A 20,479-nucleotide genomic window follows, 5' to 3' on the forward strand; every position below is an offset into this window, starting at 1 on the left:
AGAACGGTACAAATGTCAAGGGAAAGCTCCACTTAAGCTGAAGATTAATGTAACTTAAGTGTATGTATATAAACGACTATTTAGGATACGACTATTATGTAATACAAAGAGCTTTCTTTACAGGGATGGGCAGGCCCTCAGCCTGACCCTAACTCTTACTCAGTCTTAATAAAGGTAGCGACCAGGTAGTCTAACTTTATCCTTACCTGCTTCTTCAATTGTGACACTTACTTCAATGTTAAGACACGGGTGTTTCTGTTCCCGTTGGTGCCTAACTACGTAGTCACGAATAACCTGACGGTATGTCTGTACTCCTAAATCCACATCTCGCTTCCTTACAATCACACAGTCGTGGACACCGTATGCAGGAACTCCTGCGTCTTTGAGAGTTAACAATGTCTGGGTTAATATCTCTGACTCGTGGAAAGAGAGATACCCTGTAGCGTTCACGTACTTCTTGTTTAACTGCTTCAAAGCAGGAAACACCTCTAGGGCCTCCCGCTGTATAGTTAGATACATCTGCTTAGAGTAATCCGTATCAAAGAATAGCTGTACATCATCAAACACTAATGGCTTCTCAGGCGGGTCAGTATCCGCAGGGCCAGTACGCTTGTAGTTACCTGTCCCAAGCATCTCTACTATCACCTGCTTCACCATCTTACGTAGAAGCGTATGCTCCTCATCAGCTTGAAGGCGTTGGGCTACAGTGTCGTACACGTCTGTCCAAGTATCCCCAACATTCATAGGCACTCCTAGCAGGGCGCTCAGTAAGGTTGGCTGGCTTCCGTTCAGGTCTATCTCGCAGATAGGTTCATCATCTATGCGCATGTGAAGGCGCTGCTCTGACTTGATCTGTGTATAGCCACCATACCATCTACCACCACTTGCAAGACTGCCGTCGTGAAAGATGCGAGTAGCGCAGGCAAAGAGCTTAGCTGGCTCACTGTTTGTAGCTGGCAGAGTTAAAGGGTGTTGCGCCCAGTAGCCATTCATCTCACGCACAGCTTTCTGTGCAGCCGTTGCCGCTCTACCCTGCTTCCCTTTGTAGACAGCTTGGTACGATAGCTTAGGTGTCTTGAGCCTATCTGCCTTACGCTTAACCTTATCAGTGTAAGCTTCGGGCTTGTTAACCAGCACATAGGGGCGCTGAGCATCCAGAAACATAGCTGATGCCGACTCCAGCCCTTCAAGCAGTGGCTTAGCTTCAATGCGGTATGTGTTGGGTTGCTTCACACGCTCAGTAGGAGCAGTACCAGTAACATCCCGTGCTTCTCTATTTGTCATACCTCCCAGACCAGAGGGTAGATCATCGTGATTAGTGATGTAGCCCGCATCAACAAGCTTAGCTCGTACCGTCCGTACCGTCTGTGCGCCTGTAGCTGGATAAAACGAGTAGCCTACCGTGTCTTGGCTCGTACTACCGCCAGACCAGATAATGGACGCTCCTACACCAGCCTCCTGCACACAGAATAAGAACGATGCCAGTATAGTCTTGTGAGCCTCGCTGGGCTTGAGGTCTAGTTCCGCAGCCAGCGCTTCGACTAACTGATGGGCACCTTGGTTATGTGGAAGGTATTGAGGCTTGAAGCGCTTCATTTGGGGACCTCCCAAGTTATCTAATCGAATGATGAAGAGTGGATATGCTGGGACATTAGCGAATCTCCAAGCACGGGAAAAGCTCAGGGCGATACGTTGGCGCTGAAGCAAGAAGGGTGCTGCTAAAGGTAAAACGGCATTGCTTAAGCAGCTACTGCAGCAAGCATCCAAACACCTAAACCTGGGTACAAACTGGGTACAAATCAGTCCGACACCATCTCTAAGTCACTGAAAATAAACATAATAATGGTGTATGGCGGAGACGAAGGGATTCGAACCCTCGAGACCCTTCCGGGCCTACTCCCTTAGCAGGGGAGCGCCTTCGACCACTCGGCCACGTCTCCGCTGACCGTCCTAGCGGCAGGGGGGGGGGGAAACAAGAGGTAATTGCCAGATTATCGTTACTGCGTGCAGAATTTCACGGGCGCGGGCCGCATGCTACAACCTTGCCCTTATGATACTGCGTTTACGCTTTGACCCTACCTGTAAAAGCAAGCTACTTAGCCGCAAGCAATTAACAGGATGTGTCATGATAATTTGTTGCGGCGAAGCGCTGATCGATATGGTTCCAGAAACACTGGCAAACGGCGAAAGCAGCTATGTGCCGCGCAGTGGTGGTGCAGTTTTCAACACGGCCGTCGCAATGGGCCGCCTCGGGATTGAATGTGCATTGGTGTCCGGCATTTCAAATGACCTGTTCGGCGAACAGTTGGTACAAGGCCTTGAGCACAGCAATGTCGCAACCGATCATCTGATGCGATCAGACCTGCCCACGACTTTGGCGTTTGTGAAGCTGGTTAACGGTCATGCAAGCTACGCCTTCTACGACGAAAACACAGCTGGCCGGATGTTGACGCGTGCGGACGCTGTGACATTGCCCAAAGAATGCCACGCTCTGTATTTTGGCGGCATTAGCCTTGCTACCCTGCCCTGTCAGGAATTCTATCTTGAGACGCTGGCGCAAAACTCCGAAGGCCGCGTGGTCATGATTGACCCAAACATCCGGCCCGCTTTTATTGCCGATGAGATGCAGTACCGCGCAGTTTTGACCGATGCTTTTGAACGGGTCGATATCGTGAAGGTGTCTGACGAAGATCTTGACTGGATCGACCAAAGTGACGCCAGCCTTGAAGAAAAAGCGCGCGCGCTGCTCGGACGCGGTCCATCAGTTGTGATCATTACCCGAGGCGGTGATGGCGCCTTGATCTACCTCAAGGGGGCCGATGCGCCTGTTACTGTCGCAGCACAAAAAGTCACCGTGGCCGATACTGTTGGCGCGGGAGACTCGTTCAACGCAGGGTTCTTGGCCAATCTTGAAGATAATGACCTGCTGGCGCCTGAAAAAATTGCTAACCTAAGCGCAGAGCAAGCACGCGAAGCTGCGCTGTTCGCCGCATCAGTCGCGGCAATTACGGTAACGCGCCAAGGGGCAAACCCGCCTTGGCGCGATGAATTGAAAGCTTAAGTGTTAAACAAGAAGTGAAGGACATCGCCGTCTTTGACGGTGTAGCCCTTCCCTTCAGCGCGCATCTTGCCTGCTTCTTTACAGGGCTGTTCCCCACCTAAGGCGACAAAGTCGTCATAGGCGATTGTCTCGGCGCGAATGAACCCTTTCTCGAAGTCGCCGTGGATAACGCCAGCCGCTTTGGGCGCTGATGTACCCGCTTTGATGGTCCACGCGCGCGCTTCTTTTGGGCCGACTGTGAAATATGTCTCAAGGTGCAGTAACTCGTAGCCCGCGCGGATCAGACGGTCGAGACCCGCTTCGGCAAGCCCCATTTCGTCAAGGAACATCGCCGCTTCATCTGCGTCAAGCTGGCTGATTTCTTCCTCAATCTGGGCTGAAATAACGACATGGCTGTTACCTTGGGCAGCTGCCATTTCGGCCACTTTGGCAGAGTGGGCGTTGCCCTCAACACTCTCGGCCTCGCCCACATTACATACATAAAGCACAGGTTTTGTGGTCAGCAACTGCAACAGCTTCCATGCTTTTGCATCGTCTTCATCCACCTCAACCACACGCAGTGGTTTTCCGTTTTCAAGACACTCTGCCGCGACTTTCAGAAGGCGCTCTTGCTGGACGGCTTCTTTATCACCGCCACGCACTTTTCGGGTGATGTTCTGCAGGCGTTTCTCAATGCTTTCCATATCGGCAAGCATAAGTTCTGTCTCAATAGTTTCTGCATCCGCCACCGGATCAACGCGCCCTTCAACGTGGGTCACGTCACCGTCCTCAAAACAGCGCAGCACATGGGCAATCGCGTCAACTTCACGGATGTTGGCCAAGAACTGGTTGCCCAACCCCTCACCTTTTGAGGCACCTTTCACCAAACCGGCGATGTCCACAAAGGTCATACGGGTCGGAATGATTTCCTTGGAGCTGGCAATCGCGGCAAGCTTATCAAGGCGTGCATCGGGCACCCCAACTTCACCCACGTTCGGCTCAATCGTACAAAACGGGAAGTTCGCAGCCTGAGCCGCAGCCGTTTTGGTCAACGCATTAAAAAGTGTGGATTTCCCGACGTTCGGCAATCCAACAATACCCATCTTAAAGCCCATAGCGGCGCTCCTCATGTCACAGTTGAAAGCGGCTTACCCCGCAAGCGGGCGCACTTCAAGCGTGCCGCCACGCTCCAATGGCAAGGCCATCAACTGTCCAGTCACCCACGCTATGACGTACAAGACGCAGACACGGCAAACCAACGTGAGCAGTCATGCGGCGTACTTGGCGATTGCGCCCTTCGGTGATGGTCAATTTGATCCACGTATCGGGTATCGATTTACGCACACGGATCGGCGGCACACGGGGCCAGATTTCGGGTTCAAACACCTCAACTTTCGCCGGACGTGTCGGCCCGTCCTTCAGGGTGACACCAGCGCGCAAGGCATCAAGCTGTTCGGGCGTTGGCGTGCCCTCAACTTGTGCCCAGTATGTTTTGGGGGTCTTGCTGCGCGGTTGTGTCAAACGCGCCTGCAAACGCCCATCATCCGTCAGCACCATCAAACCTTCGCTATCACGGTCCAAGCGGCCAGCGGGATAAACGGCGGGTACATCAATATAATCAGATAAGGTCGCACGCGGACTTGGGGACTTAAGGTCCGTGAACTGTGAAAGCACATCAAAAGGCTTATTAAACAAGATGATCGCCATGACATTTCCGCCGCGTTTCTACTTGAGCTAAATCCGGTTCATACTTAGCTGCCCCGCCCTGTCAGCGAAAGCAACAATCGCTTGCCTGAGTTTGGCGCCGTTGGTAATCATTGTTTACCAATTTTACGCGGAGCGAGCTATGGCTGTGATCACCAACATCGGCGACCTGAAGAAAATCCACGAGCGCCGCGTGCCGCGCATGTTCTACGATTATGCTGAATCCGGCAGCTGGACCGAGCAAACGTTCCGCGAAAACACTACTGATTTTGACCAAATCCGCCTGCGCCAACGTGTGGCTGTTGATATGACAGGCCGCAGCACTTCAAGCACGATGGCAGGCCAGGATGTAACTATGCCCGTCGCGCTTGCCCCCGTGGGTCTGACTGGCATGCAACACGCAGACGGTGAGATTAAAGCCGCCCGTGCTGCCGAAAAATTCGGCGTGCCATACACACTGTCGACGATGTCCATCAACAGCATCGAAGATGTCGCCGAAGCCACAACCGTACCATTTTGGTTCCAGCTTTATACGATGAAGGACGAGGACTATGTGGACCGGCTGATCGCCCGCGCGAAGGCTGCAAAATGCTCGGCACTTGTGATTACTCTTGATCTGCAAATATTGGGTCAGCGACACAAAGACCTCAAAAACGGACTGTCTGCGCCGCCCAAACTGACCGCCAAAACCATAGCGAACCTTGCGACCAAATGGGGCTGGGGCATTGAGATGCTAAGCGCCAAACGTCGCAACTTTGGCAATATCGTCGGGCACGTCGAAGGCATCAGCGATACGTCATCGCTCAGCTCGTGGACTGCCGAACAGTTTGATCCCGCATTAGACTGGTCAAAAGTCGCCAAGCTGATTGAAAAATGGGACGGCAAGACAATTCTGAAGGGTATTCTTGACGCAGAGGACGCCAAAATGGCCGTCAAAGTTGGGGCAGATGCAATCGTGGTTTCAAACCACGGTGGCCGTCAGCTTGATGGCGCGTTGTCCTCCATTCGTGTGCTTCCCAGCATCATGCAGGCCGTCGGCGGAGAGATCGAAGTGATGCTTGATAGCGGCATCCGCTCGGGTCAGGACGTGCTTAAAGCAATCGCGCTTGGCGCGTCAGGCACGATGATTGGACGGGCATATATTTACGGGCTCGGCGCAATGGGGCAGCAAGGCGTGACCATGGCACTGGACGTGATCCGCAAGGAACTGGACACCACCATGGCGCTATGCGGGCGGCGAACTATTGATGAGTTGGACCGCGATATCTTGCTTGTTCCCGAAGGTTTTGAGGGCGTTTGGCAACAAAACTGATCACTGGCCTAGCCCGTGCAAACGGGCTAGCTTTGCCACATGTTGATATTGTCCCAAAATGGTCTGGTCTATCTCGCAACGCCCAAAACGGGCTCAACCGCGATTGAACAGACTTTGGGCAATCTCGCAGACATTCGGTTCAGCAGACGCCGCAAGCACCAGAATGCACGCTTTTATCATAACCGCGTCGCACCCTTTCTGAAGGCCTCCCTCAACGAGACGAACGAAGTGATCGCCGTGATCCGCGAGCCGATGGACTGGCTGCGCAGTTGGTATCGGTACCGCGTGCGCCTGCCCAAAGATAATCCGCGCTCGACCGATGGGGTATCGTTCCATGATTTTGCCAGCGCAGCCTTGCAAAGCCCGCAACCGCCCCTCGGCACCGTTGGCAGGCAGTTCAACTTCCTAAGCGCAGATGACGGGACCGTGCTTGTGGATCATCTTTTTGCCTATGAAGAACAGCCGGTTCTGCGACGGTTTCTGGATGAGCGTTTTGAGACCAGCTTGAATTTCCCAACTGTGAATGTTTCGCGTCCGCTACTGATTGATGAAATCCCCCAGACCGAGGCAGACGTGCGCGCAGCGTGGCCAGAGGATTTCGCCCTTTACGATCAGGTGATGGCAGCTGGTGGGCATCTGCGCTGTAGGTGAAACCTTTCCAGCAAAGCGCGATAACTCAGGCCTTAGGGCCTTGCCGTTTGAGCATCATTGTTGCGGGCAAAATCATCAGCAAAAAGCATCCAACGGTAGCAAACGCCACCCGAAGCCCGTGATATTCGGCCAACAAGCCAATCACCGGCGGCCCAAGGAAAAACCCAGCAAAACCGATAATCGAAACGCGTGCGATCACCAAAGTTCGATCCGCAATACCGACCCGTTCACCGACAATATTGAGGGCCGTTGGGGCGATCACGGAAATTCCTAAACCCAAAATGCCAAAGCCAACGTAGGCCATGTTTGGGCTGGTCGCGGCTGCGGCCAACCACGCGCCGATAGCTGCGAACATCGATGCGGCCACAATGATTTTCATCCCACTAACGCGCCCTGAAATCAGATGCCCAGAAAAGCGTCCAACAGCCATGGTCAGACCAAGCATCGCGGGCCCGAACGCCCCTTCGGCAGCGCCGCCGCCCAAGGTGCGCTCAACGTGCAGCGCCGACCATGCCTCGGACGCGCCTTCTGTTTCAAAGGCGATCAACACAATGATGCCGCCCCACACGATCACCCCAATTGGCAAACGCCCGCCTTTGGGTGCATCCGGTTCCGTCTCGGACGCCGTACGCATCGGCATCTTGATACACGCCGCGTAAACGACCACCGCAAGCAACGCGAAAACGACCCACGTTTGCCAATCCGCCTCGCGCGCAAAGCCTGTAACGATCGCGCCGCACGCATAGGCTAAGGAAAACCCAGCATGGTTAAGGTTCATCAAGGAACGCCCTGTGCGGGCTTCTGTCTCGGAAATGCGGGCGTTGATAACGATATCCGCAAGACCCGAGGCAAAGGCCACCACAAACATAACAGTCGTAAAGCCCACTGCCGTGCTCACCGTCCCAAGGCCCAGATATGCAGTAGCCAAAGCAGCGATTGCGGCTGGCATCGCAAAACGGCGCAAGCGGCGATCAAGTGTTGGGGCAGCGGCCATGGCAGCCAAAAGCCCCAATGCAGCACATGAAATTATCAATCCAAACGTCGCATCACTTACATCAATTTGGGCTTTCAAACGCGGAATAAAAGCTGCAAACGCACCCCACAAAATGCCCATTGAGCCAAAGCCAAGCAGCGTCTTGCGGCTGTCGTATATGTCTCGGTACACTTTCATTGCGCAAAGCGTTCGCACGAGTTCCTCTTGCACACAAGCGATCACTGGGCACGCGGCCTAAAAACCCTTTGACTTTCACCCAGATTCGCCGCAAAAGCGCCACTTCATCGGGCACCGCACCCTTGGAGGCGGGCCCCTTTATTTATTGGAGAAATATCATGGCAGGTCAGATCCCAGATCTTATCGTCCAGAACCGCGCGGGGACAGGCAAGGGGGCCGCTCGCGCTGCACGTCGTGCAGGTTTGGTTCCGGGCATCGTTTTCGGCGGCGACACAGACCCAGTTGCAATTCAAATCCCATTCAACGAGCTGTTGAAGAAGTTGAAAGCCGGTCGCTTTAAGTCGACACTTTTCAACCTCAAGTGCGAAGGCCAAGAAGACGTTCGCGTTATCTGCCGTGACGTACAGCGTGACGTTATCAAAGACCTGCCGACACACGTCGACTTCATGCGTCTTAAGCGTACCACAAAGATTGCTCTCTACATCCCAGTGAACTTCGAAAACGAAGACACATGTAAAGGCATCAAAAAAGGTGGCGTGCTTACAGCTGTGCGTCCTGAAGTTGAGCTGGTTGTTACTGCTGGTGATATCCCTGAGAGCATCACTGCAGACATCAGCAACATGGAAATCGGCGATACGCTGACAATCTCGCAGATCACTCTGCCAGAAGGTTGCAAAGCAACAATCGACCGTGACTTTGTGATTGCAAACATCCAAGCGCCATCCGGTCTTGCTTCATCTTCCGATGACGACGCTGAAGGCGGCGAAGAAGGCGAAGAGGCAGCGGCAGAATAATCTGCAGCACTCTTTCGAACCTACACGAAGGGCCATGCAATTACTGCGTGGCCCTTTTGTTTTGTGCAAAGCTTGGGCTAAAACAGCGCAACAACAGTGACCAAAGGCGCCCCTTATGAAACTCTTTGCAGGCCTCGGAAACCCTGGGCAGAAATATGCCAAGAACCGCCACAACATTGGCTTCATGGCGCTTGAGCAGATCGCTTCGGACCACGGCTTTGGTCCGTGGAAAGCAAAGTTTCAGGGCCAGATCAGTGAGGGTCGATTGGGCAGAGAGAAAGTTCTGCTTCTTAAACCTGAGACATTCATGAACAACTCAGGACAGTCGTTGCGTGCGGCGCTAGACTTTTACAAACTCGACAGCACGGACGTGATCGTCTTTCACGACGAAATTGACCTTGCGCCGGCTAAAGTACGCGTCAAAACCGGCGGCGGCCATGCTGGCCATAATGGTCTGCGCTCAATCCATGCGCATATTTCTCCCAACTACGACCGTGTGCGGCTTGGTGTGGGGCATCCCGGGCACAAAGACAAAGTGCCCTCGTATGTCTTGAACGACTTCGCAAAGGCAGACCAAAACTGGCTTGATGACGTGCTACGCGGCATCGGTGACGGGGCTGCACATCTTGCTGAAGGCGACACTGCGAAATTTCTAAACGCCGTGGCCCTGCGCGCGGCCCCTGCCCGACCATCGACCGGCACCAAAGGCCCAAATGCCAAAACCACCCCTGCCGCCGAGGCAACACACCCAAAGGAAGATGACCGTACGGCAATGCAAAAGCTGATGGACAAGTTCCGCTAGCAGCGCACGGCCTGTTGAGGTTACGCTTGGTGCATAAACAGAGTTTGGGAGGGCGCTGCTTATGAAACGATTTATCCGCATCGTGATTGTTGTTTTGCTCGGGGTGGGCGCGGTTGCACTTTATCATCAAGACCGCATCGCGCGCTTGCTGGCTGTTAATTCGCTGTTTGATGCGGACCGGATTACACACAACTTTTCCAACATGGACGCCGCCTTTTTGCACGAAGAGGTTTCACGTGGCGACGGCCCAGTGTCTCAGTTGCCTAAAGGTCCGCCGTTAAGTCTAACGCCTGAGCAACAAGACTGGGTCGAGCAGGTGGATGTTACCGCAATAGTCGTGCTACAAAACGGCAAGCTGCGCCACGAAAGTTACTACAAAGACACCACCGCAGAAGATCAACGGATCAGCTGGTCTGTGGCTAAGTCGTTCATATCTGTGCTTATGGGGATCGCACTTGATGAAGGCGCGATCGACAGTATCGATGATCCCGTCACTAAATATGCACCTTCCCTGATGGACAGTGCCTATGCGGGGGCCAGCGTCGAAGATGTGCTGTTGATGTCGAGTGGCGTGACCTTTGATGAGGACTACCTCGACCCGTCGAGCGACATCAACAAAATGGGCCGCGTTTTGGCTTTGGGCCGGTCAATGGATGCGTTCACCGCTGATCTAACAGAAACCTTCCAACCCGCCGGCAGTGCTTGGCAGTACGTCAGCATCGACACCCATGTTTTGGGGATGGTCCTGCGCGGCGCAACTGGCAAAAGCATCCCTGCCCTGCTGTCTGAAAAAGTTATTGCCCCACTCGGGCTTGAGGCGTCGCCTTATTATGTCACGGACGGCTATGGAACTGCGTTTGTATTAGGCGGTCTGAACATGCGCACACGGGACTACGCACGCTTTGGCCAGATGGTATTGCAGGATGGCAGATACAACGGGCGCCAAATTGTACCTGCGGAGTGGCTGCGCCAATCAACTGTGCCGCTTGCCAAGACAAAAGCTGGCGCCATTCAATACGGCTATCAATGGTGGATCCCCGCCGATGCCCAAGAAGGTGAATTCATGGCTCGTGGCATTTACGGTCAATACATCTACATCAATCGTAACACACAAACGGTGATCGCGCTGAACGGCGCACACCGCGGTTTTCGTGAAAAAGGTGTGTTTGATCGAAACATGGCCGTGCTCCGGCAGTTGGCCACCCAATAAGAGGCGCTTCATGCAAAAAGACGACAGCATCAACGTGCGCGGAACCGAACTGGTGATCTGCGGCACCGACCCCGTCACTGGCTTTTTCCGCGACGGCTTTTGCAACACCTGTGACGCCGATCAAGGCAGCCACACAGTTTGCGCAATTATGACTGACGAATTCCTCGCCTTTTCCAAATACGTCGGCAACGATCTTAGCACCCCGCGCCCGCAATACGGATTCGTGGGCTTGAAAGCAGGTGACAGTTGGTGCCTATGTGCGACGCGCTTTTTGCAAGCCCACCACGAAGGTTGCGCTCCCAAAGTCCATCTTGAGGCGACCCACCAGCGCGCGTTGGAAATCGTTCCTATAGAGGTATTGGAAGAGAACGCGGTCTGACACGCGTAGCTTCAGGATATTCCGCCGTTGGCAGCCTCAGCAAAGGCCGTCATTAGCTCGCCGTCTTTAACGCCAACACTTGCCTCAACCCCTGAGGACACATCCAACTGACGCGCGCCTGTCATGGCCACGGCCTCAGCCGCGTTATCGGGGGTCAGACCACCAGCCAGCATCCACGGTACGGGCCAAGATTTGCCCGCAATCAAACGCCAATCAAACGAAAAACCGTTACCACCGGGCAGGTCGGCGTTTTTGGGTGGCTTAGCATCAATCAAAAGCTGATCAGCGGCCATCGCATAGGCATCTAGCGCAGGCAGATCATCCGCATCCGCCACGCCAACAGCTTTCATGACTGGAAGGCCATAGCGCGCGCGCACTTCGCGCACCCGCTCAACACTTTCCGCGCCGTGTAGCTGCAGCATATCCAAGGGCACAGCCTCAACAATTGCGTCCAGCTCAGCATCACTCGCGTTTACAACCAAGGCAACTTTCGCAATCCCAACGGGCACCGTAACGGCCAAATCTGCGGCTTGTTCAATGCTCACGTTGCGGGGGCTTTTTGGGAAAAAGACAAAACCAACATACGCCGCACCAGCATCGGCCGCAGCAGTAACGTCTTCGGGCCGGCTTAGGCCGCAAAATTTTGTTCGGATCAAAGGTGCCATGGATTAGCTGGCGTCATCAAGCAACGCGAGGACCTCGTCTTTGCCCTCGTTTTGTTTCCCTTTTAGGCGGCGTACTTCACGCTCAAGGGATTTCAGCTCGCGTTCAGTCGTGGCTTTGGCTGCGCGGATTTTATGCTCGCGCATCCACTCCCATACAAAACCAAGCAAAACACCGGCTGCAATACCACCAAAAATCACAAGAAATAGGGGTAGATCAACTGAGCGGGCCAATAGCGGTACACCGATTAATTCGGCCAGTTCTGGTGGCAGAATGCGCAATGTCACCACACCTCGGTTCGCAAGGGCGACCACAATCAACACAACCGCGATCGCACCAATAATGCCGTACCGAATGTAGCGCATACTTTGCTCCTTAACTCTGCAACAGCGCCGCGGTTAGTCGTTCAAACGCTCACGCAACAGCTTACCGGTCTTAAAGAACGGAACGTGCTTTTCGTCAACCGAAACAGCCTCGCCCGTACGCGGGTTTCGGCCTTGGCGTGCATCGCGCTTCTTGACGGAAAACGCCCCAAAACCACGCAGCTCAACTCGGTCACCACGAGACATGGCATCAATGATTTCTTCAAAGATCGTATTCACGATTTTCTCAACGTCGCGCTGGTAAAGGTGCGGTTTTTCATCAGCAATCTTTTGGATCAGTTCGCTCCGGATCATGTCGCGGCCCCCTTAGTCTACTTACTCACGCCTAAACGTTGGAACATTAGGCGGAGAAAATCACTAGAAAACAAGCCGTTGCAGCATCTAGCATGCAATTTAGGTTAAATTTGACAGGTTTTTGCGCGCCAAACGACAAAAGAAGGCACGTATTTTGGATCAGCTTGGCTCAAACCTAATCACCGCCGCAAATCAGTAGTTCCCCGATTCGAGACGAAAAAGGCCCCGCATGATCAAGATGCGGGGCCTTTACTAGCAAATTAGAAGCGACGGATTAGTCGTCAGACTTAAGCGCTGCGCCCAAGATATCGCCAAGCGATGCACCGGAATCCGAAGAACCGTACTGCTCAACTGCTTCTTTTTCTTCTGCAATTTCACGTGCTTTGATCGACAGACCCAAGCGACGTGTTTTCGCATCCATGTTTGTTACGCGTGCGTCAACTTTGTCACCAACGCTGAAGCGCTCTGGACGTTGCTCGGCACGGTCACGTGACAGATCAGAGCGACGGATAAAGGCTTTCATACCTTCGTAAGTCACTTCGATGCCGCCGTCTTCGATGGAAGTCACTTCAACAGTTACAACTGCACCGCGTGATACGCCGCCAACTGCTTCTGCGAATTTGTCACCGCCAAGCGCTTTTACAGACAAGCTGATGCGCTCTTTCTCAACGTCGACTTCAGTAACAACAGCCTGAACTGTGTCGCCTTTTTGGTAATCGCCAATCACGTCTTCGCCGCGGCCTTCCCATGTCAAATCTGACAAGTGAACCATGCCGTCGATGTCGCCTTCGAGACCGATGAACAGACCGAATTCGGTGATGTTTTTGACGTCGCCTTCGACTTCTGTACCAACTGGGAATTGCTCAGCAAATACTTCCCATGGGTTGCGCTGTGTTTGCTTGAGGCCAAGTGACACACGGCGTTTTGCACCGTCGATTTCCAGAACCATGACTTCGACTTCTTGGCTGGTGGAAACGATTTTGCCTGGGTGTACGTTCTTTTTGGTCCAAGACATTTCAGACACGTGAACGAGACCTTCAACACCTGGCTCAAGCTCAACAAACGAACCGTAGTCCGTGATGTTGGTGACGCGACCAGTGTGCACAGAATCCAGTGGGTATTTCGCCGCAACGATATCCCATGGGTCTTCTTGCAACTGCTTCATGCCGAGGCTGATGCGGTGTGTTTCTTTGTTGATCTTGATGACCTGGACTTTGATCGTTTCGCCAATCGTCAGGATTTCTGACGGGTGGTTAACGCGGCGCCATGCCATGTCAGTAACGTGCAACAGACCGTCAACACCGCCCAGATCAACGAACGCACCGTATTCGGTGATGTTCTTGACCACACCGTCAACAGTTTGGCCTTCAGCCAAGTTGCCGATGACTTCAGCGCGCTGTTCGGCACGTGATTCTTCGAGGATCGCACGGCGCGATACAACGATGTTACCACGGCGGCGGTCCATCTTGAGGATTTGGAACGGCTGCTTGAGACCCATCAACGGGCCGGCATCACGTACGGGGCGTACGTCAACTTGTGAGCCAGGCAAGAACGCAACTGCGCCGCCAAGGTCCACAGTGAAGCCGCCTTTGACGCGACCAAAGATAGCACCTTCGACGCGCTCTTCTGCGGCGTATGCTTTTTCCAGACGGTCCCATGCTTCTTCGCGGCGGGCCATCTCGCGTGAGATAACTGCTTCGCCACGGGCGTTCTCAGCAGAGCGCAAGAAGACTTCTACTTCGTCGCCAACTGCGATTTCGGGAGCTTCGCCTGGATTTGCGAATTCTTTAAGCTCAACGCGGCCTTCCATTTTGTAGCCTACGTCGATGATGGCTTGGCCTGCTTCAATCGCGATGACCTTACCTTTGACGACTGTTCCCTCATCGGGAGTGTCCATCTCGAAGCTTTCGTTCAAGAGTGCTTCAAACTCTTCCATTGTGTTAGCCATGTGGCGTTAACGTCCTTTTTAAAAGTTTTCTGGCCGTGCGGTTGTCTCCGCCGGTCTTTGGATGAATTTGGCCAAATCCTCAAAACAGCTGGTCCACGAAAACTTCAGGGCCGGTGCAAACCGACCCTGCTCAAATCTCATGTCCGCATCTGTTTCGACGCTTTAACAAGCGCGCGTATAAGCAAGATTCCCTTGCTAATCAAGGGCTGCGTCCAGGTGTTCCGTATGCGCACCAAAGAGCTGATCTTCGATGACATCCGTGGGTAGCAATGAGGCGATAATCTCAAGCATCGCAATTTTCGGCCCCAGCGTTGTTTGCTCGACCCAGAATTCACATTTCGCCTTGCCCAAGACTGTATCATCGGGCGCAAAAAAGTCTGTCTCAAGAGAAACCGCTGTCCGCGTGTCTGTTTCAGCAGCTTGGTGAAATATCTGTGCATTATGACGAAACGGGCCCAATTTCGCGTAAGCCGCTTGGAACGCCTCGATCATATTGCGCGTCTCCGCATGTGAGTTGTTCACCCGCATCGCACCATTATGAAACATCGCGTTCGGCAATTTAAGGAAGTCAGCGGCCGTACAGGCATCGCCAGAGTAGAGGGCAGCACAAAAGCCGCGCATGAAAGTATCCATGAAAGTTCTCGTTTATAGCCATTAACCAATTAGTAGCGCCGCCCTACTACCACTCAGTATTCAGTCAAGGGTTCAATTCGAATGATATCATTGTGAAACTAAAGATTGCTCAAAAAGATGTCCTAAGTCACATCACCCCCAATAACGTCCATATCCAAGCCATCAATCTCTGGCATGGACGCACCGGCAATCGCTTTCAGGTCTGCGCCAACTCCAAGCATTGAGCTTTGCACAAGCTCTAGTTGTTTTTGTCGAACCGCCCATTGCTTCTCCATGAATATCCGCTCTTTGCGCAGCGCGTCCTCCATGACCGAGAACCGCTCGTGCACCGCTTCAATCCGCTGCTTGAACTGTGTCCCTGTCAGATAGTCATAAACAAGCTCCATCTTGCTTTGCTGTCCAACCTTAAGGCCCTTTGCTGTGGACACATCTAACAGCCCCTGCCGCAAAGACCGGGCAAGCGGCACCGCAAAACTAGGACCGCAGACCCAGATACCATCAATCAGATCAAAGCTTTGCACACCATCTGGCAATGCGGTGGACACCAGCACGGCAATATGCGCACCGGCCTTGCGCTGATCCTCCCGCAACTTAGCCAGCCACGCAGGCGACCAATTTTTGGTCCGCTTGCTCTCCCAGAGAATTGTACCGGCTTCACCACCGCGGCCATCACCAACCACTTGGGCAACGTCAGCCCCACTGACACCTTTACCAACAGGTTCCAGCACGTCTAACGGGAATGCCGTACCCAGCGTGTCTTCCAAAACCAGCTCGGCTGCTTCGCCTTGGGCCTGCATACTGCCTTGGGTCGCGCGCTGTTGCAGCTCTTCGATCTTGCGGGTCAGCCCCTCAATCGTTTGGCTCTGCTCACTAATGCGCAAAGCCGCTTTCTGTTCGGCCTCAACTGCCAGTTTGGTACGTAAACTCTCACGCTCAACCGCCAGCTGCTTTTGAATGGTCAGCTCAATTTCAGCCTCTTTATCCGCCAACTCGCGCTCACGCTTCATGGCCGCTGCTTGGGCAGCCTGTGCTTCGGTCAGCTTTGCCTCTCGGTCCGCCAGCCGCTCTGCCAGTTCTTGCGCGTTCTGCTTGCCTGCTTGCTCTGCAGCCGCTTTGGCACGCAGTTCCGCGGCCTTAACCGCTTGCTCCGTCTCATGCCGCTTGGCCTCCAATTGAGCAGCGAATTGCGCCTTCATGTCTGCCATCATGGGACCTGCCAGACTTTCAGTCAGCTCAATTTCACTGCTGCATTTGGGGCATGTAATCTTCAAATCAGACATTGGGCGCAGGCTCCGTTTATCTCGCACAAGTGTAGTGCCCACGCTCTGAACGCAGGCAACAAGGTGAGCATAACAAATAAATAGTGAGGTTTAAGTCTTTATCGCTGCACGGATAAATTGGCTCGCACGCGCAACGGCCGCCTCAATATCCAATGTGGACGTGTCAATCACCACTGCACCTTCTGCAGGCTTCATCGGTGCAACAGCACGCTCGCTGTCGCGGCGGTCACGCTCAACCACATCTGCTAGCACACCGTCGCGGGTCACGTCATGCCCCTTGCCCGCCAGCTCGAGATACCGCCGTTCGGCGCGCACTTCGGCACTGGCTGTGACGAATAATTTCACCTGCGCATCGGGGCAAATCACCGTGCCGATATCACGACCGTCCAAAACAGCACCGCCCGCACGCGCTGCAAACGCACGCTGAAAATCAACCAAAGCGGCCCGTACTTGTTCAATCGTCGCCACTTTTGACGCGGCCTGTGCCACCTCTGCGGTGCGCAGGTTTTCTGGCGTCAAATCAGCCGCTTTAAGAGTTTGCGCGGCAACGATCGGCTCAACACCCGCAAGCATTTTGGCCCCCACGGCACGGTACAAAAGTCCTGTGTCCAAATGGGCAAAACCAAACTCGGCAGCTACACGTTTTGAAATCGTACCCTTCCCGCTGGCTGCTGGTCCATCTATGGCAACGGTCAGGGTCACGCGCGCGCCACTTTGGCACCAAGGCCGTTCATAAGCGCCTCAAAAATTGGGAAGCTTGTGGCAATCGGGCCGCCATCATCAACACAGACAGGCTCCGGCGTGCCCATACCAAGTACCATGAAACTCATCGCAATACGGTGGTCCAAACGGCTCTCAACAGTCGCACCGCCTTTGGCGCTTCCACCCGCGCCACCACCGTGCACGGTCCACCAATCATCTCCCTCATCCACTTGCACACCGCAAGCGCGAAGACCTTGGGCCATTGCATCGATGCGGTCGCTTTCCTTCACACGCAGCTCTTTCACACCAGGCATGAACGTTTTGCCACTGGCAAAGCTCGCCACAACAGACAGCACCGGGTATTCGTCAATCATCGACGCAGCGCGTTCTGCTGGCACCTCAATTCCCTGCATATTGGGCGAGTATTTCGCACGCAGATCAGCAACAGGCTCACCACCCTCGGTGCGCAAATTCTCATACGTTAAATCAGCGCCCATATCGCGCAGGGTCTCAAACAAACCAGCACGCGTTGGGTTTAGACCAATGTTGGGTACCAGAACATCAGACCCCTCAACGATCAACGCAGCACACACAGGAAACGCGGCCGAGCTTGGGTCACGCGGCACCACAATGTCCTGCGGCTTTAATTCCGGCTGGCCCGTCAGGGTAATCTTGCGACCTTCTGGACCTTCCTCGGTGATCACGCTGGCGCCAAATCCGTTTAGCATCCGCTCTGTATGATCACGGGTCGCTTCTTTCTCAATGACAACTGTTTGACCTGGCGCGTTCAAACCAGCTAACAAAACAGCCGACTTCACCTGCGCAGACGGAACAGGCGTGACATATTCAACAGGCACCGGATCGGCGGCACCGACAATTGTCATCGGCAAGCGGCCACCACTGCGGCCGTAAGACTGCGCCCCAAACAGCGCAATCGGGTCCGTCACTCGGGCCATCGGCCGCGAGCGTAACGAGGCATCGCCTGTAAACGTCACAGACATATCGCTGGTGGCCATACACCCCATAATTAGGCGCACGCCAGTACCGGAATTCCCGCAATCAATCACATTCTCAGGTTCGCTAAAGCCACCAACACCAACACCGCACACAGACCATTTACCGCCGCCATGATTGGTCACTGTCGCACCAAATGCCTGCATCGCCTTTGCGGTGTCCAACACATCTTCGCCTTCAAGCAATCCAGTGATTGTTGTCTCGCCCACAGCCATCGCCCCGAAAATCAAAGCACGGTGCGAAATAGACTTGTCGCCCGGTACATTTGCCTCACCGCGCAGCGGGCCTGCTTTGCTCGATTGCATTTGAATTGGCTCACCGTGGCTGGACATAATACGCGCTCTTTCTTGGGACTGCTCGTTGGGTGACCACTTGGTCGGTGTCTCGTTCTAACCCGTGGCTAATGCTAGGTAAATCAGCCAGTTTCGCTTTGGCAGAAATACTCACTCCACTAGATCAAATCTTGCGAAACGTCAGATAATGTTGGGGGCGCCCTTCACGGATGGCCTTTTGCTCGTACCGCGTCGAAATCCAGTCACCCCACGGGGTGCGCCAATCTGCAGGCGCTTCGGCCAACCACTCAAAACCTGCCTTCGGAACTTCAACCAAGGTTTGGCGAACATAGTCTGCAATATCAGTCGCCACACGGAATTCAGCGCCAGGTTTAAGCACACGCGCCAAAGGTTCAAGATGTTCTTGGGTGACAAATCGGCGGCGATGGTGGCGCTTTTTGGGCCATGGATCTGGATAAAGAAGGAACGCCTTTGAAATACTCGCGTCTGGCAACACATCGAACAAATGACGGGCGTCACCGGGGTAAATTGCAAGATTTTCAACGCCTGCTTTACGCACTTTACCAAGCAACATCGCCACGCCGTTGATGTAAGGCTCTGCGCCAATAATGCCGACCTGCGGATTCTCTGATGCCTGGTGCACCAAGTGCTCGCCGCCGCCAAAACCAATTTCAAGCCACACATCTTTGTCGCCAAAAACCTTTGGTAACTCCAAAGGAGTGCGTTCGGGATTATCCTCCCAAGACACAGCACCGGGCGACAAAGCCGCAAGGTCCTCATCAAGATAACGCTCTTGCGCAGAACGCAGGCCCTTACCCTTGAAACGCCCATAAAAATTACGCCAAGGCGCACCGCTTTTGTGTGTTGTATCGGTCATGACCGGCGGTTTACGCACCGCGCGCAGACTTGGCAAGCAAGCCGTTCGCACGCGGCACGTATCACTCTAAACGGTTTGCTAGACCGCTGCTTTCAGCGCATCCACCAGATCCGTGCGCTCCCAGCTAAATCCACCGTCCGCTTCAGGGCTACGGCCGAAGTGACCATAGGCCGCTGTGCGCTGATAGATCGGACGGTTTAGGCCCAGATGTTCGCGAATACCGCGCGGTGTCAGGCTCATCGTTGTACGGATCGCCTTTTCTATCGCCGCATCATCCACTTCGCCTGTGCCAAATGTGTCAGCATAGATCGACAACGGCTCAGCCACGCCAATTGCGTAGCTCAGCTGGATCGAGCATTTCGCAGCCATACCAGAAGCCACAACATTTTTGGCGAGATAACGCGCTGCGTAGGCCGCTGACCGGTCTACTTTGGTCGGGTCTTTACCCGAAAACGCACCCCCACCGTGGGGGGCTGCACCGCCGTAAGTGTCCACGATAATTTTGCGGCCCGTCAGACCCGCATCCCCATCCGGCCCGCCAATCACAAACTTGCCGGTGGGGTTCACGTGCCAAGCGGTATCCGCAGATATCCACCCCTCGGGGAGCACTTCACGAATGTAGGGCTCAACAACTGCGCGAACGTCGGCACTGCTCATTGAGGCATCAAGGTGCTGGGTCGACAACACGATCGAGGACACACCAACGGGCACGCCATCGCGGTATTCAACAGAAAGCTGTGACTTGGCATCAGGCCCCAATGTGGGCTCTGTGCCGTCTTTGCGCACTTCTGCCAAGCGGCGTAAAATCGCGTGTGAATACTGGATAGGCGCAGGCATCAACGCATCTGTTTCGCGGGTGGCGAAACCAAACATAATCCCTTGGTCGCCCGCCCCTTCATCTTTGTCCGCAGAAGCATCAACACCTTGGGCAATATGCGCCGACTGCTCGTGCAACAGGTTGGTGATCTCAACTGTTTCGTGATGAAACTTGTCCTGCTCATAACCGATGTCTTTGATGCAGGCGCGCGCAATCTCGTCGATGCGACCCATGTAGTCTTTCAGCTTGTCGGGATCAGACAAGCCAACCTCGCCGCCGATCACAACGCGGTTTGTGGTGGCGAACGTTTCTGCTGCGACACGCGCCTCAGGCTCCTCGGCCAAAAAGGCATCAAGCACTGCATCGGAAATCCGGTCGCAGACTTTATCTGGGTGACCCTCGGAAACGGACTCCGAAGTAAATGTGTAATTAGATCGTGTCATGAAACGTGCTCCAGTTGAATACCGCCCACACCGTCAGGAAGCCGTTGGTGAGGCATGGCGTCTTCGCTA

21 protein-coding genes, 1 tRNA gene and 1 riboswitch are annotated in these 20,479 nt (G+C 54.1%); of the genes, 7 read left to right on the forward strand and 15 right to left on the reverse strand.

Going from position 1 to position 20,479, the window contains the following annotated elements; all coding sequences use genetic code 11:
- Positions 1 to 165 precede the first annotated feature (165 nt).
- Together NeNHUV3_RS05425 and NeNHUV3_RS05430 are read right to left on the reverse strand one after the other, a co-directional pair.
- Complete coding sequence (locus tag NeNHUV3_RS05425; RefSeq protein WP_391483005.1) at positions 166 to 1,596, reverse strand: hypothetical protein; 1,431 nt, start codon at positions 1,594 to 1,596, stop codon at positions 166 to 168.
- 254 nt (positions 1,597 to 1,850) lie between these two features.
- Positions 1,851 to 1,940: transfer RNA gene (locus NeNHUV3_RS05430), tRNA-Ser, on the reverse strand.
- A 185-nt stretch (positions 1,941 to 2,125) separates the two neighbouring features.
- Here NeNHUV3_RS05430 and NeNHUV3_RS05435 point away from each other — a divergent pair.
- The gene (locus tag NeNHUV3_RS05435; protein ID WP_391483006.1) at positions 2,126 to 3,061 is read left to right on the forward strand and encodes a carbohydrate kinase; all 936 of its coding nucleotides are present in this window, start codon (positions 2,126 to 2,128) and stop codon (positions 3,059 to 3,061) included.
- On the opposite strand, the gene ychF is transcribed toward NeNHUV3_RS05435, so the two are convergent.
- Positions 3,058 to 4,155, reverse strand: coding sequence for a redox-regulated ATPase YchF (gene ychF / locus NeNHUV3_RS05440; RefSeq protein ID WP_391483008.1), 1,098 nt, complete (start codon positions 4,153 to 4,155; stop codon positions 3,058 to 3,060). The two genes, NeNHUV3_RS05435 and ychF, sit on opposite strands and share 4 nt — an antisense overlap.
- Positions 4,156 to 4,210: 55 nt before the next feature.
- The gene (locus NeNHUV3_RS05445; protein ID WP_391483010.1) at positions 4,211 to 4,747 is read right to left on the reverse strand and encodes a pseudouridine synthase; all 537 of its coding nucleotides are present in this window, start codon (positions 4,745 to 4,747) and stop codon (positions 4,211 to 4,213) included.
- Between the two features lie 139 nt (positions 4,748 to 4,886).
- Between NeNHUV3_RS05445 and NeNHUV3_RS05450 the strand changes: the two genes are divergently transcribed.
- Both NeNHUV3_RS05450 and NeNHUV3_RS05455 read left to right on the forward strand, forming a co-directional pair.
- On the forward strand, positions 4,887 to 6,056 hold the full coding sequence (locus NeNHUV3_RS05450) for an L-lactate dehydrogenase (RefSeq protein WP_391483011.1): 1,170 nt from the start codon (positions 4,887 to 4,889) through the stop codon (positions 6,054 to 6,056).
- 39 nt (positions 6,057 to 6,095) lie between these two features.
- Entirely contained in the window at positions 6,096 to 6,707 is a 612-nt protein-coding gene (locus NeNHUV3_RS05455) for a sulfotransferase family 2 domain-containing protein (protein ID WP_391483013.1), read from the forward strand.
- Between the two features lie 25 nt (positions 6,708 to 6,732).
- Here the strand turns inward: NeNHUV3_RS05455 and NeNHUV3_RS05460 are convergent, their stop codons facing one another.
- Positions 6,733 to 7,878, reverse strand: coding sequence for an MFS transporter (locus tag NeNHUV3_RS05460; protein WP_391483015.1), 1,146 nt, complete (start codon positions 7,876 to 7,878; stop codon positions 6,733 to 6,735).
- A 158-nt stretch (positions 7,879 to 8,036) separates the two neighbouring features.
- On the opposite strand from NeNHUV3_RS05460, the gene NeNHUV3_RS05465 reads away from it, so the two are divergent.
- The 4 genes from NeNHUV3_RS05465 to NeNHUV3_RS05480 all read left to right on the forward strand — a co-directional run bounded on the left by NeNHUV3_RS05465 (position 8,037) and on the right by NeNHUV3_RS05480 (position 11,063).
- On the forward strand, positions 8,037 to 8,672 hold the full coding sequence (locus NeNHUV3_RS05465) for a 50S ribosomal protein L25/general stress protein Ctc (protein ID WP_391483016.1): 636 nt from the start codon (positions 8,037 to 8,039) through the stop codon (positions 8,670 to 8,672).
- A 115-nt stretch (positions 8,673 to 8,787) separates the two neighbouring features.
- On the forward strand, positions 8,788 to 9,474 hold the full coding sequence (pth, locus tag NeNHUV3_RS05470; RefSeq protein WP_391483017.1) for an aminoacyl-tRNA hydrolase: 687 nt from the start codon (positions 8,788 to 8,790) through the stop codon (positions 9,472 to 9,474).
- 61 nt (positions 9,475 to 9,535) lie between these two features.
- Entirely contained in the window at positions 9,536 to 10,684 is a 1,149-nt protein-coding gene (locus tag NeNHUV3_RS05475; RefSeq protein WP_391483019.1) for a serine hydrolase domain-containing protein, read from the forward strand.
- Positions 10,685 to 10,694: 10 nt separating this feature from the next.
- Positions 10,695 to 11,063 carry a DUF2237 domain-containing protein gene (locus NeNHUV3_RS05480; RefSeq protein ID WP_341247330.1) on the forward strand — a complete coding sequence of 123 codons (369 nt, stop codon included), beginning with the start codon at positions 10,695 to 10,697 and terminating at the stop codon, positions 11,061 to 11,063.
- 11 nt (positions 11,064 to 11,074) lie between these two features.
- Here NeNHUV3_RS05480 and NeNHUV3_RS05485 read toward each other — a convergent pair whose 3' ends face one another.
- From NeNHUV3_RS05485 to metK, 10 genes are all read right to left on the reverse strand, one after another.
- Positions 11,075 to 11,728 (reverse strand): phosphoribosylanthranilate isomerase, encoded by a 654-nt coding sequence (locus NeNHUV3_RS05485; RefSeq protein WP_391483022.1) that lies wholly within the window; start codon positions 11,726 to 11,728, stop codon positions 11,075 to 11,077.
- A gap of 3 nt (positions 11,729 to 11,731) precedes the next feature.
- Positions 11,732 to 12,091 carry a lipopolysaccharide assembly protein LapA domain-containing protein gene (locus tag NeNHUV3_RS05490; protein WP_391483023.1) on the reverse strand — a complete coding sequence of 120 codons (360 nt, stop codon included), beginning with the start codon at positions 12,089 to 12,091 and terminating at the stop codon, positions 11,732 to 11,734.
- Positions 12,092 to 12,124: 33 nt separating this feature from the next.
- Complete coding sequence (ihfB, locus tag NeNHUV3_RS05495; protein WP_391483025.1) at positions 12,125 to 12,403, reverse strand: integration host factor subunit beta; 279 nt, start codon at positions 12,401 to 12,403, stop codon at positions 12,125 to 12,127.
- A gap of 274 nt (positions 12,404 to 12,677) precedes the next feature.
- Positions 12,678 to 14,351 (reverse strand): 30S ribosomal protein S1, encoded by a 1,674-nt coding sequence (gene rpsA, locus NeNHUV3_RS05500; RefSeq protein ID WP_048599342.1) that lies wholly within the window; start codon positions 14,349 to 14,351, stop codon positions 12,678 to 12,680.
- 195 nt (positions 14,352 to 14,546) lie between these two features.
- The gene (locus tag NeNHUV3_RS05505) at positions 14,547 to 14,984 is read right to left on the reverse strand and encodes a hypothetical protein (protein ID WP_391483027.1); all 438 of its coding nucleotides are present in this window, start codon (positions 14,982 to 14,984) and stop codon (positions 14,547 to 14,549) included.
- A 122-nt stretch (positions 14,985 to 15,106) separates the two neighbouring features.
- Positions 15,107 to 16,264: a DUF2130 domain-containing protein gene (locus NeNHUV3_RS05510; RefSeq protein ID WP_391483029.1), complete on the reverse strand. Its 1,158-nt coding sequence runs from the start codon at positions 16,262 to 16,264 to the stop codon at positions 15,107 to 15,109.
- Positions 16,265 to 16,354: 90 nt separating this feature from the next.
- Entirely contained in the window at positions 16,355 to 16,966 is a 612-nt protein-coding gene (cmk, locus tag NeNHUV3_RS05515) for a (d)CMP kinase (RefSeq protein ID WP_391483031.1), read from the reverse strand.
- On the reverse strand, positions 16,963 to 18,312 hold the full coding sequence (gene aroA, locus NeNHUV3_RS05520) for a 3-phosphoshikimate 1-carboxyvinyltransferase (RefSeq protein ID WP_391483032.1): 1,350 nt from the start codon (positions 18,310 to 18,312) through the stop codon (positions 16,963 to 16,965). Before aroA ends, cmk begins: the two co-directional genes overlap by 4 nt.
- A gap of 124 nt (positions 18,313 to 18,436) precedes the next feature.
- Positions 18,437 to 19,150: a tRNA (guanosine(46)-N7)-methyltransferase TrmB gene (trmB, locus tag NeNHUV3_RS05525; protein ID WP_341247337.1), complete on the reverse strand. Its 714-nt coding sequence runs from the start codon at positions 19,148 to 19,150 to the stop codon at positions 18,437 to 18,439.
- A 78-nt stretch (positions 19,151 to 19,228) separates the two neighbouring features.
- On the reverse strand, positions 19,229 to 20,410 hold the full coding sequence (metK, locus tag NeNHUV3_RS05530) for a methionine adenosyltransferase (RefSeq protein WP_391483034.1): 1,182 nt from the start codon (positions 20,408 to 20,410) through the stop codon (positions 19,229 to 19,231).
- 6 nt (positions 20,411 to 20,416) lie between these two features.
- Positions 20,417 to 20,466, reverse strand: a riboswitch (SAM-SAH riboswitch).
- Between the last annotated feature and the right edge of the window lie 13 nt (positions 20,467 to 20,479).

Source organism: Nereida sp. NH-UV-3 (assembly GCF_042939535.1).
Lineage (GTDB): Bacteria > Pseudomonadota > Alphaproteobacteria > Rhodobacterales > Rhodobacteraceae > Nereida > Nereida ignava.